Source organism: Parabacteroides sp. An277, from assembly GCF_002159645.1.
Taxonomy (GTDB): domain Bacteria; phylum Bacteroidota; class Bacteroidia; order Bacteroidales; family Tannerellaceae; genus Parabacteroides.
Genome location: NZ_NFJB01000003.1, coordinates 25,712 through 43,404, shown reverse-complemented (window position 1 = coordinate 43,404; position 17,693 = coordinate 25,712). Strand labels below are relative to the sequence as shown.

Sequence of the window (17,693 nt, the reverse complement as noted above, 5' to 3'; positions counted from 1 at the left end):
TCGATTGATTCTTCACCTCAAATAGAGGATTCTCCTTTTCATCCCATGCTCATTTCTGATAGAAGCGCACCCAATCAATTTCCATCTGGACAGGCAAATCTTTCGTATCATAACGACCTACCCAAGAGCCGCCCAGTTGCATATCCAACAAAAGATAGAAGGGACGATTGAAAGGGAATTGCCCCTCTTTATCAGTCTCGATGCGCGGATAGGTGAAGGTATGCACATCGTTGATATAGAACGAGAGACTGTCGGGATAAAGTTCCACCGCATAAATATTGTAATCCTCGCGGTTGATAGGTCCCGTACTTCCCTGCGGCGGATTATCTTTAAATCCCTGCACGTAAGTATAATGCGAATGCACCGTTTGATACGCAATGGAATCATTGTTCAGACGCTCCATAATATCTATCTCGCCGCCCTGAGGCCATGGCGCATCTTCCGGCAAGAGCCAAAAAGCGGGCCAAGCACCTTGCGCACCGTGCAGACGGGCACAAATCTCCAGACGACCATTCGAAAACAGCATCTTACCCTTTGTATAGACACCGCCCGTGAGGACCGGAGAGGTATCATTCGGTAAACTATAGTTGACAATGCCCCGCAAAACCAGATGCCCATTTTGCATGGCATAACAGGAATCAAAATCCGACATATGACGGTTCCAATCCGCAGTCCCGCGTGGGATTTTACTCCAGATACCCGGGTCAAAAGAGTCCGTCTCTTCGAAATTCTCTTCCCAAACCAATTTCCATTCCTTCGGTTGCTCCTGGCAACTGGAGAGGAGGCCGAACAGACCGATGGCTAAAGCCAATAGATTTTTTGTTTTCATAAGATATGTGTTATTTCTGCTAATGTAACGACGGTGAAAGTAGGACGAAATCCCCGTATAGGCTCCTGTTTAGGATTATACCAAATCTGGTCGATACCGGAATCGTGCGCACCGATGATGTCAGCCTCCCAGCTATCGCCAATCATCAATGATTCCTCGCGGACAGCACCCGTTTCCTGCAAGGCATAATCAAAAATACCGGGATGAGGCTTCTGGATTTTCGCATCTTCCGAAAGAATCAGTCGCTCGAAATAAGGCGCCAGCCCGGAGTTCTCCATCTTGAGCGATTGGACTTCGCGAAACCCATTGGAAAGGATATACATCTTATAATGGGGCCGCAGGTATTCGAGCAACTCGATAGCACCCGGAATCAAGCGTGTCTGCTTCGTGGTTTGCTCCAAGAAATGATTATTAATCTTTAAAATATCCTTTTGCTCTACGATCCCCAACGGACGAAGGAAAGGACGGAAACGCTCGATGATGAGCGTCAACCGATCGATTTCTCCCCGCCGATACTGAGCCCAAAGCTCAATATTATTAGGCATATAAAGCGAAAAGAAAGCCTCAAAAGAGGCGTAATACCGGTCCAAACGGAGTTCGGCATACAGCTCTTTGAGGCATTCTTTATTATTATGGAACGTATCCCAGAGGGTATCATCCAAATCGATGAATAAACTCTTGTAATGCATCAGCCCACCTCGATTACCAAATATTTGCTCAAGCTCCAGAACGATTCCGGATTGGTAATTTTCAATGTTTGGTTGCCTTCCTCATCCTCAACAAACTCATACGAACCCTGCGGATGGTTGGATTGCAACTTCGCCTTCGATGCAAAGAGCGGGATTTCGGTTACTTCACGGATATCAATGGTGATAAAATAATCCTTGTTGAAACCATCTTGCAATACTTTAGTCTTCGAGAAAAGTCCCTTCTTGCTCAAGATATTCTGCGCTTTCAACTCTTTCGAAGTACCAAAACAATAATAAGCCGTATGTAATTCTTTATCCTGCGCATCCAGCTTCTCGGCTTGAGCCGCATTAGTTGTCGAAAGGTTTTCCACGTTCTCGTTCAAGTCGGCTACAGCTTCATCCAATTCCTGAATACGGACATTCTTCTTGGCTAAATCCTCTTGCAAAGCGACGATTTGAGCAGTCTTTTCATCCAATTCCTTCGAAAGGCGGTTCACCATCTTTTGCAAAGTAGCATTTTTTGACCCGCTCTGGTTCAACTTCTTCTGAAGGTCGGCAATCTGCTCGCGATTCTTCTTCAACGTTTCAGAAACGAGCTTCATATTCTCTTTGATTTGCTCACGCCGGCCCGGCGTCATCTCATCGCCCGCCTGCTGCTGCACCTTCAAATAATTCTCGGCTTCCCGAATCGAATTAAAACCAGCTTCTATATCATCCAACGTAGCCAACATATCATTCAACTCGCTGGTTGCCTTCGCATTTTCCACCTTCAACGAATCGTTTTCGGCTTGCAACCTTTTTTGTTCTGCAGATTGTTGGCCACATGAAACCAACAAGGCCGTGCACATACATGCAACTAATACTTTTTTCATGCTTCTTTCTTTTAGTTTGTTATACATCTTCTTCTGTTGCTTTCTTACTTTTCTTTTGTTCTTTAATACCGGCTAATACGATGACGATTTCGCCCTTCGGTTCTTGTTGGGTAAAATGTTGTATTACCTCTTCCAATGTCCCGCGAACCGTCTCTTCATGCAATTTGGATATCTCGCGCGAGACGGATACTTGCCGATCCGCTCCCATGATTTCCGCCAATTGCGTCAACGTCTTGACCAACCGAAACGGAGACTCATAAAAGACCATCGTCCGCGTCTCGGTCGCCAACTCTTGCAAGCGCGTTTGCCTTCCCTTCTTTTGCGGAAGAAAACCTTCGAAGCAAAACTTCTCGTTGGGCAAACCGGATACGACCAAAGCCGGCACAAACGCCGTCGCACCCGGCAAACATTCGACCTCAACCCCCTGACGAACGCATTCACGCACCAAGAGAAAACCGGGGTCTGAAATAGCCGGCGTCCCGGCATCCGATACCAACGCGATGTGTTCGCCTGCCCGAATGCGAGCCGCCAATTGCTCAACCGTCTGATGCTCGTTAAACTTATGGTGCGATTGCATCTTATTCTGGATATCAAAATGTTTGAAAAGAATGCTGGTCGTCCGCGTATCTTCCGCCAAGACCAGATCCGCTTCTTTCAACACTTGGATAGCCCGAAAGGTCATATCCTCTAAGTTTCCGACCGGAGTCGGTACCACCGTCAGTTTTGCCATACGCTTTTCCATCTATCTGCTTATCCTTAGATAAATCTTTTCTCCAATAGTTTAATAAAGTCTGAAGTTGCTTCGTCTTGCCAATCCCATGCCATCCGTTCCTGGAGGTAACGTTTAGCCTCATCGAGCGAAGTCATCGCATTCAAATCCGCTATCGTTTGATTCATCCGTGCTTCATCTCCTCCGAACAACTCCCGGCGGAAACGGAAACGATCGTTCAAACTGAAAGCCTTCCGGAAATCTGTCATCGTCTGCTTTGCCAATACATCCTGCAAAACGACATTCGGCTTTTCGGCTACAGGCGGTACGGGTTCTTCCGCCTTTTCCTCCATTTGAGGCGCTTCCTCCTCCGGGAGAGGCGCGGGAGTTTCCACTTGGACGGGTTCCTCGTATGCCTTTTGAGCTTGCAAAAGTACTTGTTGACGCTCTTCAGCCTTCTTTTGATACTGTTCCGTCAATGCCTGCAAATGGTTCAACTCCTCTTGTTGTTCCACGAGGCGGATATGCAATTGCTGCATCTGTTCGTTTTCCAACGCCTTCAACTTCTCCAACACCGCATACGCCCAATTACCCGCCCTTGCGAACGAAAGAGCAGACAAATCGTCCTCCTCTTGCATTCCCCGGACCAGCATCTCGAGGCTTTGAATGTCGGAAAGCAAATGCGCTAATTTTTCTTTATATGCCATTTTATCGTAAATACCCTGTTTTGCATTCACAAAAATATGTATTTCTACCCAATATCCCGCCGAAAAAAGGGAAGAATCTTCCCTAAATATGCATTTTTCTTGGTTTATTACTCAAATATAGGTAGTAAAACGGCTCGGAATACATATAAATAGGTATTGCCGGAAGCCGTAGATGGAAATATCTTTGCATCGTCAAAATGAACGTAACACTATTAGTATAATCTCAGGACCAAAACCGAATCGCTAATTTATGTAAGCATATAAGATGATACATATTGGAAAGTTTTTATTGGTTATTTCCGATATACGCAAAAGGCCTCGCTGGGAAGTGAGGCTTTTGTGTGTAATAAAAGAAACAATGGATGCCTATCATTCTCCCTAATTATAACGATAATCCCAAACGATTATAACGAATATCGGAAACGAATATCGGAAACGATTATAACGATAACCCCAAACCGCCTTCGGCTAAAAAAGCATTAAACCCTGAACCCTCTTCGCCCTCTATATGTTATATATAGAAAATGAATATTGATGATGAAGGCTTTTTTTCAAACAATTTTATGGACAAGCTGCTTGGTATTGGCCACGGGATGCGCCACGATGACACCCCAAAACAAGCAACTCTTCGGGATGCAAACAGGAGGAATGATTGGAAGCATTTCGGGTTCGTTGATAGGCGACCGCGTGGGCGGTTGGGGTGGCTCGATGATTGGCTCAGTCGTAGGCGGAGTAGCGGGAAGCGCTATCGGAGCTGCTGCTACAAGCCCCTATAATACAGCGCGGAATACCCGCAAAGAGACAACCCATGTGTACGAACGACGCGAACCGGCTTTGTTTATCCGCGACATTATCCTCGAGGATGAAAACGGAAACCGGGCGATAGACGCGGGCGAACGATGCCACCTGACGTTTATCATTTGCAATGAAGGCGATGCCACTATCCCGCAAATTGAACCTGAATTAAAAGGAGACCGGAACGCTCGACGCATCCGCCATTCCGAACCGATACCCATCCGGCGCGTCAAGCCAGGCGAGCAGATTCGCTATCGGATTAACATGTGGGCCAATTCCTCCTTGAAATCGGGCGAGGCGGAATATACCATTACCTTAAAAACAGACAGAAAAGGCGAGGACTACCAGGAGACTTTCCGCGTCCCGACCATTGGAAAACGGTAAAAAAGCTCTTTTTTCATCTTATCGTTCGGCAAGATGCCAATTATTTTCCGCAAAAAGCTTAAATTTGTTCGCATTATTTTAGATATTTGCAAACGAATTATCAAATAAAGAAAGTTATGCGTAAAACTATTTGCATCTTGGGATGTGCTTTATTCATGGGACTGTTCGCCTCGTGTTCGCAAACAGGCTCTTCCATCCCTTATGAATCGGTTCCGAACGACCCGATGAAAGCCCGCATCTACACCTTAGACAACGGGTTGAAAGTGTATTTAACCGTAAACAAAGAGACGCCCCGCATCCAGACGTATATCGCGGTGCGCGTGGGGGGAAAGAATGACCCCGCCGAAACAACCGGCTTGGCGCACTACTTCGAGCACTTGATGTTTAAGGGTACCACCCATTTCGGCACCACGAATTATGAAACGGAAAAACCGATGCTCGACGAAATTGAACGTTTGTTTGAGGTCTATCGTACCACGACGGACGAAGCCCAACGAAAAGCGATTTACCATCAAATCGATAGTGTCTCCTACGAAGCTTCGAAACTCGCTATTCCAAACGAATACGACAAGCTAATGGCTTCCATCGGGGCTACCGGCACGAATGCTTACACGTGGTTCGACCAGACGGTATATGTGGAAGATATTCCATCGAACGAGATTGACCGCTGGGCACAAATTCAAGCAGACCGCTTCCAAAACGCTGTTATCCGTGGATTCCATACCGAATTGGAGACGGTATATGAAGAGAAGAACATGTATCTGACGCAAGATTCCGAAAAGCTGCTCGAAGCCGTATTGAGCGCGCTTTATCCAGATTATCCGTATGGGACGCAAACCGTCCTCGGTACGCAAGAGGATTTGAAGAATCCTTCCATCACCAACATCAAGAATTATTACAAGACGTGGTACGTCCCGAACAATATCGCCATCTGCATGTCTGGCGATTTGGATCCAGACAAGACCATCGCCACCATTCAAAAATACTTCGGCACCATGAAGCCGAACGAAAACCTGCCCGCACGCCCCGAGCCGAAAGCGAATCCCCTCAAGGAACCGGTCGTAAAGGAGGTATTAGGTTTGGATGCCGAGAACGTAGCGTTGGCATGGCGTATCCCGACCGATATTCAATCGGATAATCTCCTGACGCTCCTCAGCCAAGTCATGAGTAACGGGAAAGCGGGATTGCTGGACATCGACTTGGCTCAACAGCAAAAAGTATTGAACTTCAACGCCGGCGTCATGCCTTTGGCGGATTATTCGACCTATTTGATGATGGGTGCGCCTAAGCAAGGGCAAACTCTCGACGAAGTGAAGGACCTCTTCCTGGCGGAGATAGAAAAACTCAAGAAGGGCGATTTCGACGAGAAGCTCCTGCAAGCCTCTATCAATAACTACAAGCTCTACTACATGCAGTCGCTGGAGGAGAACAGCAGCCGTGCCGACCGATTCGTCTCCGCTTTCATCGACGGCGATGACTGGAAAGACGTCGTGAACCAAATCGACAACATGAGCAAAATCACCAAGCAGGACATCGTGGACTTTGCCAACCAATACTTCGGTGATAACTATGCCGTAGTCTACAAACGCCAAGGCGTCGACCCGAACGAGAAGAAGATAGACAAGCCCGCCATCACGCCTATCGTGATGAATCGCGACAGCTCGAGCGCGTTCCTCCGCGAGATACAGGCCGAGCAAGTCGCTCCAATCGAACCCGTCTTCCTCGACTTCAGCAAGGACATGCAAAAGCTCACGGCTCAATCCGGCATACCTATATTATATAAAGAGAACACAACGAACGACCTCTTTACGCTGATTTACGTCTTCGAGATGGGAACGAACAACGACAAGGCGATGGGTACCGCGTTCGATTACCTCTCTTACCTCGGAACTTCGAAGAAGAGCCTGCAGGAAATCAACATGGAATTCTACCAATTGGCGTGCAACTTCGGCGTGCATCCGGGTTCGGACCGCACGTATGTGACCCTGTCTGGCCTTAGCGAGAACATGCCGCAGGTGATGGCACTCTTCGAGGAGCTGTTGGCGGATGCGCAGGTCAATCCCGATGCTTACGCGAACCTGGCGAACGATATCCTCAAAGCTCGGGCAGACGCGAAACTCAACCAGGGCGCCAACTTCAGCCAATTGGTGCAATATGCCATCTGGGGAGCGAACTCGCCGACTACCCATATCCTCACGAATGCCGAACTTCAGGCCATGAACCCGCAGGAGTTGGTAGACCGTATCCACCAAATCAACACGTATGAGCATAAGATTCTGTATTACGGGCCGGAGAAACCCGATGCGCTCGTGAACATCATCCGCGAACGCCACAAGGTACCCGAAACGTTGAAACCCGTCCCCGATGCGCCCGACTTCCAGATGCAAGAAACGAAGGAGAACAAGGTCTACTTCGCCCAATACGATGCCAAGCAGATTTATTTCTCGGCCGTCTCGAACCGGGGCGAGCAGTTTGATGCTACCATCGACCCGATTCTCAGCCTCTACAACGAGTACTTCAGCGGCGGCATGAACTCCATCGTCTTCCAGGAAATGCGCGAGGCACGGGCGTTGGCCTATACGGCCGGGGCGTACCTCATCTCGCCTTCGAAACTGAAATATCCCTATGTATACCGCACCTTCATCGCCACGCAAAACGACAAGATGCTCGACGCGATGCGGGCGTTCGACGGGATTATCAACCAAATGCCCGAATCCGAACAGGCATTCAACCTGGCCAAAGACGCGCTCCTCACCCGGATGCGTACCGACCGCACCATCAAGGAGAACGTCCTCTGGACTTACCTTGCAATGCAGGATTTAGGGCTGGAGGTAGACATGCGCAAAGCACTCTTCGAGCAGATTCCGGGCCTGACGCTGGCCGACGTGAAGGCGTTCCAAGAAAAATGGGTGAAAGACCGCAAGTACGTCTACGTCGTCCTGGGCGATGAAAAGGATTTGGACATGAAGGGCCTCGGCCAGTATGGTCCGATTCAGAAACTCAGCCAGGAGGAGATCTTCGGGTATTAAGGAATGGATCCGGAGGGGTGGGAATGGCCGAAGGAACGCATCTTTCCACATTCCCACCCCTGGGAATCGTCAAAGACGCGCTTCTTTTAACGTTCCCACCCCTGGGAATCGCCAAAGACACACATCTTTTAACGTTCCCACCCCTGGGAATCACCAAAGACGCACATATTTTAACGTTCCCACCCCTGGGAATCGCCAAAGATGCGCTTCTTTTAACATTCCCACCCCTGGGAACAATTCAATGGAACATTATTTACTAAAAACTATATCATCATGAAAGTAAAAACTTTATTCGCAGCTGCGGCTGCTTGCATCGTAGGCTTGTCGGCATGTACAAGCGAGACGAAGACGAAAATCCCCGTGTACGGTTGGCAAGGGGAAGGTGCGAATACGACGGCGGAATCCATCCAGGCCGATTTCAAGAAGTGGAAAGAGCATGGGCTGGACGGCATGTGCTACAACGCCGGCGGATTTAACGTAGAGAAACATGCGCGGGCAGCTAAAATCGCACACGAGAACGGACTGGAATATCACGCTTGGATTCCGACCATGCTGAAGGGCGACGCCGACTCGACGTGGTATGCCGTAAACCGCAAAGGCGAATCGGCCTACAACGTACAGGCGTATGTGCCTTACTACAAGTGCATGTGCCCGAACAATCCGGACGTCATCAACTACCTGGTGACGGAGTATGGCAAGATTGCAGACATCCCCGAAGTGGATTACGTGCATCTGGATTATATCCGCTACGTGGACGTTATCCTGGCGCGTGGCCTGTGGGATAAATATGGGTTGGTGATGAACGAAGAATACCCGACAGCCGACTATTGCTATTGCGACAAGTGCGTGGCAGACTTCAAGGAGGCGACAGGCATCGACATCAAATCCATCGAAGACCCCTCGACATGCGAAGAATGGAAACAATTCCGCTACAACGTGATTACGAGCCTCGTGGGTAAAATCGCCGATGCCGTACATGCAAAAGGCAAGAAAGTAAGCGCGGCCGTCTTCCCCGGACCGGATTCGTATGCCAAGAAACTGGTGCGCCAGGAATGGAACAAGTGGAATATCGACGCCTTCTTCCCGATGAACTACAACGACTTCTATCTGGAGCCAGCTTCATGGGTAGGCGAAATCACGAAAGAAGAGGTCAACTCTGTCAACGGACAGAAGCCTGTCTATAGCGGACTCTTCATTTGCCACGACTGGAAGAACAAGGCGAACATCAAAGACCCCGAAGGACACGGCTTAATCCCCTCGGAGATTGCAGAAGCCGTACGCGGCTCGATGGAAGCCGGAGCTGCCGGAGTTGCCCTTTTCGTTCCCTCGAACATGACAGACGAACATTGGGCTGAATTCGACAAAGCCATCCATCAGACATACCAGGTGAAAAAATAACCAAAAAAAAGCCGGACTTCCATCCGGCTTTCTTTTTATAGAATCATTCATTTATCGGCAGAAAACAACAGCACGCAACCACTGTCTGCTTCCACCTCTATTTTTAATTCCTTTTCCCCTTTCAACGACCATTCCTTGATGGCGACCTTATCCTTCGATTTAGCGGAAGGCTGATAATACAACACCACTTTGCCATGCGGGGAAATCCCCAAAGCCTCCAATGGGACAACAACCTGTCGCTTATCGCCGGATGCATTCAAAACGCCCACATACCAATCCGATTTCGAACGACGCGCCACCACCGCATATTCCCCCATTTCGCCAGCCAGGAAACGGGAATCATCCCAAGTGGTAGGTATCGAACAATAGAAATCCGTAACGGCATCCGTCCGGATAACCGACTCGGCAGCACCCGCACCACCCGCACGGGTAGGCGCCTTATACGGACGATCGTACCAGAAAACGAACTGCCATGGACTGTAAATAACCACACGCTTCGCCAGCTGGGCCGCACGTCCACCCATCTTTTCGGTCACCCGTTCAGCAAAAAAGCAATTCGTATAATCTCCTGCACCCGCTATCATGCGGCTATAAAACGTAAATATCGTCTGCGTCAAATCGGGACTCTCTTCATCCCCCCGGATACCCTCTTGCGTCATCAAGTTCGGATAGGTACGGGAATAACCCGTCGGACGATATTCATCATGTACATCCACCATCAGCTGATAACGCGCCGCTTTCCGAATAGCCTGATGCAACCAAGCCGTAGCATGCTGGTCCCCCACATCCACAAAACCGAATTTCACTCCTTTCACGCCCCACCGCTGATAAAGCGGGAGAATCTCGTCTAATTGTTGATATAAAGCTTTCTTATTAACATAAAGAAGAATCCCCACCTGCTTAGCATCCGCGTAAGCAATGACCTGCGGCAAATCGAGCGGTCCCTGCGAACGCGCAGGATCGACGGAAACTCGCGTCGCATCAGACGCCATATCTTCTTCCGGTCCATACCAGCCCGCATCAAATTCCACGTAAGCGATATGATTTTCTGCAGCAAAATCGATAGCCGCCAACGCGCCAGCCGTTGTCAACGTCACCTCACGCAAAACTTGCCCTGGTTTAATCCAATGGGTATCTGGAATCTGATTGGGCTCGTTCAGGTTTAAGATAAAATCATTGTTTTGCACCAACTCACCAGGATTCCCCGCCACCATGACATAACGCCAAGGAGAACGGTAATCTGCTAAATCCAACGACACACTACCCGACAAGACAGACTGAATTCCGACTCCTTCACTACACTTTACTAACTTCATGCGAGCATAATCCACCAATGCCGCTTCACCAATAGCTACATAATGGTCTGCATCCACACGAACCACTTGAGGACGCTCACCCTCTCCTTCCATTGCTTGCAAAGTAGTCGGGACGTACCCACCTTGTGCCCAACTTGTCACCCATGTTTCCTTATCATCTTCGAATAAAAACTGCGTTTGTTCGCCTGTTAACGTATCGTTCCAGAAATCCAGCTCGTCAAAACCATAGCGAAAGGCAAGTCCTTCGTCATAGAGGCGCACATCAAAGGTCATTCGTTTACCATTTCCTTCCGCCTTCAAAGCAAGGGATAAAGTCTGATAACGATCTACCACACATGAACGTTCACCATAAACCGGTTGCCAAGTTTGATTTACCTTATCTTGTTGGATTCGCACTATGCGCCAATCACCCAAGATTTTCGTCTTTTCCAATTCGAACTGTAAACTTTTTACAGTCACCATTTTCTCCCGCTTGGCATATAAATCCATCGTTATGACTTGCCCCTCCAACCGAACTTCCGCTTCCAATTTAGAAGACAGACTCTGCAATTGAAATACAGCTTCGCTTGCTTGCGCTACCCCAAAAGAAAAGAGGAACAATACCCAATATATTACGCTATATCTTCTCATACGAAATACCAATTAGCATATCCACCCACTATGTTTTTTCCTTTATCCCTTCTTAATGCCCTCTTTCAATTCTTCTTCTTCCACTTCCTTTACTTTTCGGAAAAGATCCGAAGCGAAGATGAAGTCGTTGAGAGCTTGGTTCTTCGAGGTAATGACCTCCTCTTTATTGCCTTCCCATTCTTTAACCCCCTCTTTGATGAAGATGATGCTATCGCCAATGTTCATCACGGAGTTCATATCATGGGTATTGATAACGGTCGTCATTTTAAATTCTACCGTAATATCATGAATCAAATCATCTATCACCAAAGATGTTTTCGGGTCCAAACCTGAATTAGGTTCATCACAAAAAAGATACTTCGGATTTAATGCAATCGCCCGAGCTATCGCGGCGCGTTTCATCATACCACCGCTTATTTCAGAAGGATATAAATCTCCTGCGTCAGCTAAGTTCACACGGTCAAGGCAGAACTCTGCCCGCTTCTGCCGTTCTTTCGACGACATATTAGAGAACATATCCAATGGAAACATCACATTTTCGAGCACCGTCATGCTATCAAACAAAGCCGATCCTTGGAACAACATACCCATCTCCTTGCGCAACGCCTTCAGTTCAGCCTTATTCATCTGCGTCAAATCGCGACCATCATACAAAATCTGCCCGCTATCTGGGCGTAACAATCCAATAATATCTTTAATCAAGACCGTCTTGCCCGAACCGCTTCGTCCGATAATCAAGTTCGTCTTCCCATCTTCAAACACGGCACTAATATTCTTTAATACCGCGCGCCCCTCAAACGACTTCGTAATATTCTTAACCTCTATCATACGACATCAAGTTAACATGATTTGCGTTAATACCAAATCCGCCATCAAAATCATGATGCTACTCATCACGACCGCATTCGTGCTCGCCTTTCCAACCTCCAATGCGCCTCCCTTTACATTATATCCGAAATACGACGCTATCGAAGAGATAATAAAGGCATAAACGACAGACTTTATAATGGAATACCAGACATAAAACTGGTTAAAATAGAATTGCAAACCAAACTCGAACGCCGCCGGTGTCATATTGGTAGCCGACGAATAACTGGCAGCTACACCTCCTGCAATACCCGTAAACATACTGAAGATAACCAACACGGGGATAAATATCATCAATCCCACCATCTTCGGAAGAATAAGGAAGTTAGCCGAATTGACACCCATGATTTCCATCGCGTCTATCTGTTCTGTCACACGCATCGTTCCAATCTCTGACGCAATATTACTACCTACCTTCCCGGCCAGAATCAATGCCATGATAGACGAAGAAAATTCCAACAAGATAATCTCGCGCGTTGTATAACCAATCGTAAATTTAGGGATAAGTGGTGAACTGATATTCAACGAAATCTGTATTGCAATCACCGTACCGATAAAAATGGATATAATCACTACAATCCAGAGCGAATCTACGCCTAATTTATATATCTCCTTGATTAACTGCTTGAAGAACATGCTCCAGCGGTCTGGGAACGTCAGACACTTCCGCATCAGTATCATGTATTCCCCCATTTGATGCAATGCTTTTATCATTTTCTTGCTATTTTTCTGTTTAAAAGACAGGCAAAGGTAGGGAAAATCTTGGAATAATCCAACATGCCCCCTTCCCGGGTAAACACGCGGATAAAAGGGGGACAGCCGAATACATCAAGAGGCGTGGTAATGTCTTGTTTGTCTCCCGCGAAGCTATCAACGGGAGACAAACCATTACCTCTTATACGGTTCTGTTCCATGCGGCTTACCATATTGGTCTTTTAGCAAAGGTTTGAAGTGTTTGTCAACGTATTCCTTTATGCCGGGAACATCAAATTTGATTCTCTTCAATTGCTCTTCATCGCACGCCTTGGCCAAGGCATCGCAAATCCCCCTTGTCGCCTTCTCCAGCTCATCCCATCTATCCATGGCTTCGCGTATGAATTTCTCGCGCTCTTCCCCTTCCTGGTCACATACCCGTTTGACAAAACGTTCATGAATTTCCCGCGAGTTAGGAGCCGTAAACATGGGCAATAAGTTCCAGGCACTTTCGATTACGTTATGCTTGTAGTTCTTCGAATTATTCTCGAACATCCTTCGTTGGGCCTCTTCCTCATAAACAAGCGCTTTATAGCGGGTCAAGTTTTGCTGGTCAAGGAAAGTGACATAAACACGTAAGCGGCCGTGATTGACCGTGACAAACAGCCCTTGGTTGCTAATCCAGATTTGCTTGTACTTCATATCTTCTTCCGTCCATTGGTCCGGAATAAAATAGGTACGCCTCAAATCGGTATTCTTGCGCTGGAAATAGAGGGCGGGATGCATCCCGTTCAGGTTGATATGGTTAGGCTCAAGGTAACGCTCTTTATATCGTTGGACAAAATGGGTAGACAACAACTCGGGGATAAATACGCCATGATTCCAAATAAACAGATATTCCGTCACATTGTTGTTTCGTGGCACGCCCACAAACATCACGCTCCCCGCATTAAAGTTCTCCTTATGGAAACTATTGATATGCATCTCCAGCGTCCAGGTGTTGTGCCGCCGCGTCGTGAATGTTTTTTTCTCTGAAATCGGACCAAACAAGTTGTAGTTGTATCCTGGCATAGGACTGTATTTCCGCCGGAAACGGTTGAATGCAATTTGCGTATGAGGCGCCAATTCATAGAAATCCACTTTAGCTTCATGCAGGATTTCTTCGTATGTCATGGTAGATGTAAACATGCTTTTACTGTTTTTATTATGTCACTATTGCAGGGCAAAGATAATAAAAACTGCCGTCTCAAACAACAATTCTCCTTTCTTGGTTAGGAATTTATGCCCATACCCACTGGAAGGTTCACGCGTCGCATACAGCACAGAAACGTTGTTGACTACTCCACCGTGCATCCTTCCTATACCGAGGCAGAAGGAGATGCAAGTCTGAAGGAAGCGTTTCATAAACCACCTTAAAACAAACTGTTCTTTACGGATATCGTTTCCACTTTATCGGGAAACAATCCGTAAAGAACAGTTATTATGGCAAAGAAAAACCCTTGTATTCTCCGCTATTTCTCTCGAATAAAAATATGGATAGGCGTTCCTGAGAAGTCCCAGTTCTCGCGTATCTTATTTTCGAGGAAACGTTTATACGGCTCTTTCACCCATTGCGGCAAATTACAGAAGAATACGAACGAAGGTATGCTTCCGGCAGGCAATTGGGTGATATATTTGATTTTGATGTATTTACCCTTCCATGCAGGTGGCGGGTAATTCTCAATAATAGGGAGCATCGTCTCGTTGAGTTTCGCCGTAGAGACGCGGCGGTGCCGATTGTCGTACACGCGCTTGACCGTCTCAAGTACCTTGAAGATACGCTGTTTGGTCACGGCCGAAATAAACAAGATGGGGAAGTCTGTAAAAGGTGCCAAGCGTTCCCGAATCGCATTCGTATATGAATTGATGACCTTCTGGTCTTTGTCTGCAATCAAATCCCATTTGTTTACACAGACGACCAACCCTTTGCGGTTCTTCTGGATAAGCGAGAAGATATTCAAATCCTGCCCCTCGATGCCTCGTTCTGCATCCAACATGAGGACGCACACGTCCGCATTTTCAATCGCGCGGATAGAACGAATCACGGAGTAATACTCCAAATCCTCGTTCACCTTACCCTTCTTGCGGATACCGGCCGTATCGACCAGATAGAAGTTAAGGCCGAACTTGTTGTATTTCGTATAGATAGAGTCGCGCGTCGTGCCGGCAATATCCGTCACAATATTACGCTCCTCGCCAATAAACGCATTCACCAACGAAGATTTCCCTGCATTCGGACGCCCCACGATGGCAATACGAGGCAACTCCTCGTCCACTTCCATAGGTTTCTCTTCAGGCATGACCTCCAAGATTTTATCAAGCAAATCGCCCGTACAAGAACCATTGATGGCAGAGATACAAATCGGGTCACCCAATCCCAACGCATAAAACTCGGCCGAATCGAGATGTGATTCGAAATTATCGGCTTTGTTTGCCACAAGCAATACGGGCTTCTCCGTACGGCGCAGGATATTCGCTACATCCACATCCAAATCCGTAAGGCCGTTTTGCACATCCACGACAAACAAGACCACGTCTGCCTCCTCGAGCGCAATCTTGACCTGTTTATTAATTTCCTCTTCGAAAATATCTTCCGAATTAACTACCCATCCACCAGTATCCACCAGTGAAAACTCTTTCGTCAGCCACTCTACCTTGCCATACTGGCGGTCGCGAGTAGTCCCCGCTTCTTCATTGACAATCGCTTGGCGTGTTTGCGTCAAACGGTTGAAAAGCGTGGACTTACCTACGTTGGGCCTACCCACTATTGCAACAAGATTTCCCATATATACTTTAAAACTTACGAAACTTACTCCAAACGGTAGCCGAACTTGCGCAACATGTTATCCCGATTGCGCCAATCCTTTTCTACCTTCACAAACATTTCGAGAAAAACTTTCTTCTCGAAAAAGCGTTCAATATCTTTACGAGCCATAGCACCAACCTTTTTCAATGCTTGCCCCCGATGTCCAATCAGAATACCCTTCTGCGAATCACGTTCGCAGATAATGACCGATTTAATATGAATCATCTCGGCATCCTCCTTAAAGAGTTCTACCACGACTTCAACCGCGTATGGAATTTCCTTCTGATAATAAAGAAGAATCTTCTCGCGGATAATCTCCGTGACAAAGAAACGAGCCGGCTTATCGGTGAGTGCGTCTTTCTCAAAGTAAGGAGGCGATTCGGGCATCAACTCTTCCACCCGATGCTTCACGTAATCGATATTGAAATTGGTGAGTGCCGAAACCGGAATAATCTCTGCCGATGGGAGAATCTCTTTCCATTCTTGGACAAGTGCCTCCAGCTTAGCCTGGTCGGTAAGGTCAATCTTATTGATTAACAACAGCACCGGACAATTTTCTTTCTTTACCTCTTGCAGAAACGATTCATTCTTGTCGATGGTCTCTACGACATCGGTCACATACAAAAGCACATCCGCATCATCTAATGCCGACTCCGAAAAATTAAGCATAGACTCCTGCAACTTATAATTCGGCTGCAGGACTCCGGGCGTATCCGAATACACGATTTGCATATCTTCGGTATTAACAATGCCCATGATGCGGTGACGCGTAGTCTGCGCTTTCGACGTAATAATCGAAATACGTTCACCTACGAGCCGATTCATCAACGTAGACTTGCCTACATTGGGATTACCGACGATATTGACAAACCCGGATTTATGCTTTTTTTCCATCATATCCCCATTTCAGGTAAACCGAACCCCATGTAAAACCAGCACCGAAAGCCGCCAGAATGAGGTTGTCTCCTTTCTTCAACTTATCTTCCCATTCCCACAGACAGAGCGGAATCGTACCTGCACTGGTGTTTCCATATTTCTGGATATTGACCATCACCTTGTCCATCGGCACACCCAACCGTTTGGCGGTCGCATCGATAATACGCAAATTCGCTTGGTGAGGAACAATCCACGTGATATCATCCTTCGTGAGGTGATTCCGTTCAGCTATCTCAGCTGCGGCATCCGCCATATAAGTAACGGCATACTTGAACACCGTACGTCCATCCTGATATACAAAATGCTCACGATGATCTACCGTCTCGTGCGAGGAAGGATAAGCCGAACCACCCGCCTTCATAATCAAATGCGGGAAACCTGCCCCGTCTACACGCAAGATGACATCCATGACACCCAACTCTTCCGTAGTAGGTTCCAAAAGTACCGCACCGCAACCATCTCCGAAGAGCGGGCAGGTCGTACGGTCTTCATAATTGGTAATGGAAGTCATCTTATCACCAGCTACGACGATAACCTTCTTATACCGCCCTGTACGAATATAATTCGCTCCTGTTTCCAATGCATACAAAAAGCCCGCACAGGCGCCTTGCATATCAAAGGTAAACGCATTCTTACAACCTGTCTGGTAAGCTATGATAGAAGCTGTCATCGGGAAGCGATAGTCTGCCGTGGTAGAAGCCACAATGACCACTTCAATCTCTTCCGGATTGACCTTTGTCTTTTCTAACAACTGATTCACAGCCCGGATACCCATATACGAAGTACCCCGACCTTCTCCTTTCAAGATTCGGCGTTCTTTAATGCCTACACGTGTCATAATCCATTCATCGGTAGTATCCACCATTTTGCAAATGTCTTCATTGGTCAAGACATCTTCCGGGACATACCCGCCAATACCTGTGATTACTGCATTAATCTTTTCCATCGTTTCTAAAACTATCAAGTAAAAAAGCCCTAAAAAATTGGATTTTTA

Annotated in this window: 15 protein-coding genes and 1 pseudogene; 3 read left to right on the top strand and 13 right to left on the bottom strand. The window is 47.3% G+C overall.

All coding sequences use genetic code 11. The features are described from left to right. Positions 1-49: 49 nt before the first annotated feature. Genes B5F77_RS01970 through B5F77_RS01950 form a run of 5 tightly spaced genes read right to left on the bottom strand, consistent with a single transcriptional unit; the run spans position 50 to position 3,806 of the window. Positions 50-829, bottom strand: a complete 780-nt coding sequence (locus tag B5F77_RS01970) for a glycoside hydrolase family 16 protein (RefSeq protein ID WP_087326872.1) — start codon at positions 827-829, stop codon at positions 50-52. Next, positions 826-1,518: a YjjG family noncanonical pyrimidine nucleotidase gene (locus B5F77_RS01965; protein WP_087326869.1), complete on the bottom strand. Its 693-nt coding sequence runs from the start codon at positions 1,516-1,518 to the stop codon at positions 826-828. The genes B5F77_RS01970 and B5F77_RS01965 overlap by 4 nt, the downstream gene beginning before the upstream one ends. After that, positions 1,518-2,390 carry a hypothetical protein gene (locus B5F77_RS01960; RefSeq protein WP_087327064.1) on the bottom strand — a complete coding sequence of 291 codons (873 nt, stop codon included), beginning with the start codon at positions 2,388-2,390 and terminating at the stop codon, positions 1,518-1,520. The genes B5F77_RS01965 and B5F77_RS01960 overlap by 1 nt, the downstream gene beginning before the upstream one ends. A gap of 19 nt (positions 2,391-2,409) precedes the next feature. Then, the gene (gene rsmI / locus B5F77_RS01955; protein WP_087327061.1) at positions 2,410-3,120 is read right to left on the bottom strand and encodes a 16S rRNA (cytidine(1402)-2'-O)-methyltransferase; all 711 of its coding nucleotides are present in this window, start codon (positions 3,118-3,120) and stop codon (positions 2,410-2,412) included. A 26-nt stretch (positions 3,121-3,146) separates the two neighbouring features. Next, on the bottom strand, positions 3,147-3,806 hold the full coding sequence (locus B5F77_RS01950; protein WP_087326866.1) for a hypothetical protein: 660 nt from the start codon (positions 3,804-3,806) through the stop codon (positions 3,147-3,149). 534 nt (positions 3,807-4,340) lie between these two features. Between B5F77_RS01950 and B5F77_RS01945 the strand changes: the two genes are divergently transcribed. The 3 genes from B5F77_RS01945 (at position 4,341) to B5F77_RS01930 (ending at position 9,412) form a co-directional block, all read left to right on the top strand. Beyond that, complete coding sequence (locus tag B5F77_RS01945; protein ID WP_087326863.1) at positions 4,341-4,985, top strand: hypothetical protein; 645 nt, start codon at positions 4,341-4,343, stop codon at positions 4,983-4,985. A 116-nt stretch (positions 4,986-5,101) separates the two neighbouring features. Further along, positions 5,102-8,014, top strand: coding sequence for a M16 family metallopeptidase (locus B5F77_RS01940; protein ID WP_087326860.1), 2,913 nt, complete (start codon positions 5,102-5,104; stop codon positions 8,012-8,014). A gap of 273 nt (positions 8,015-8,287) precedes the next feature. After that, the gene (locus tag B5F77_RS01930; protein ID WP_087326853.1) at positions 8,288-9,412 is read left to right on the top strand and encodes a hypothetical protein; all 1,125 of its coding nucleotides are present in this window, start codon (positions 8,288-8,290) and stop codon (positions 9,410-9,412) included. Positions 9,413-9,459: 47 nt separating this feature from the next. Here B5F77_RS01930 and B5F77_RS01925 read toward each other — a convergent pair whose 3' ends face one another. From B5F77_RS01925 to B5F77_RS01885, 8 genes and pseudogenes are all read right to left on the bottom strand, one after another. Beyond that, complete coding sequence (locus tag B5F77_RS01925) at positions 9,460-11,358, bottom strand: glycoside hydrolase family 97 protein (RefSeq protein WP_087326850.1); 1,899 nt, start codon at positions 11,356-11,358, stop codon at positions 9,460-9,462. 42 nt (positions 11,359-11,400) lie between these two features. Beyond that, on the bottom strand, positions 11,401-12,186 hold the full coding sequence (locus tag B5F77_RS01920; RefSeq protein WP_087326848.1) for an ATP-binding cassette domain-containing protein: 786 nt from the start codon (positions 12,184-12,186) through the stop codon (positions 11,401-11,403). 6 nt (positions 12,187-12,192) lie between these two features. Further along, a complete protein-coding gene (locus B5F77_RS01915) occupies positions 12,193-12,939 on the bottom strand; it encodes an ABC transporter permease (RefSeq protein ID WP_087326845.1) in 747 nt (248 codons plus the stop codon). Between the two features lie 174 nt (positions 12,940-13,113). After that, positions 13,114-14,106 carry a hypothetical protein gene (locus B5F77_RS01905; protein ID WP_087326841.1) on the bottom strand — a complete coding sequence of 331 codons (993 nt, stop codon included), beginning with the start codon at positions 14,104-14,106 and terminating at the stop codon, positions 13,114-13,116. A 24-nt stretch (positions 14,107-14,130) separates the two neighbouring features. After that, positions 14,131-14,322 carry a hypothetical protein gene (locus tag B5F77_RS01900; protein WP_087326838.1) on the bottom strand — a complete coding sequence of 64 codons (192 nt, stop codon included), beginning with the start codon at positions 14,320-14,322 and terminating at the stop codon, positions 14,131-14,133. 107 nt (positions 14,323-14,429) lie between these two features. Then, positions 14,430-15,752 (bottom strand): annotated as a pseudogene (der, locus tag B5F77_RS01895) (ribosome biogenesis GTPase Der); the annotation flags it as partial. Between the two features lie 14 nt (positions 15,753-15,766). Further along, on the bottom strand, positions 15,767-16,657 hold the full coding sequence (era, locus tag B5F77_RS01890; protein ID WP_087327058.1) for a GTPase Era: 891 nt from the start codon (positions 16,655-16,657) through the stop codon (positions 15,767-15,769). Beyond that, a complete protein-coding gene (locus B5F77_RS01885) occupies positions 16,641-17,645 on the bottom strand; it encodes a beta-ketoacyl-ACP synthase III (protein ID WP_087326832.1) in 1,005 nt (334 codons plus the stop codon). Before B5F77_RS01885 ends, era begins: the two co-directional genes overlap by 17 nt. Positions 17,646-17,693 lie beyond the last annotated feature (48 nt).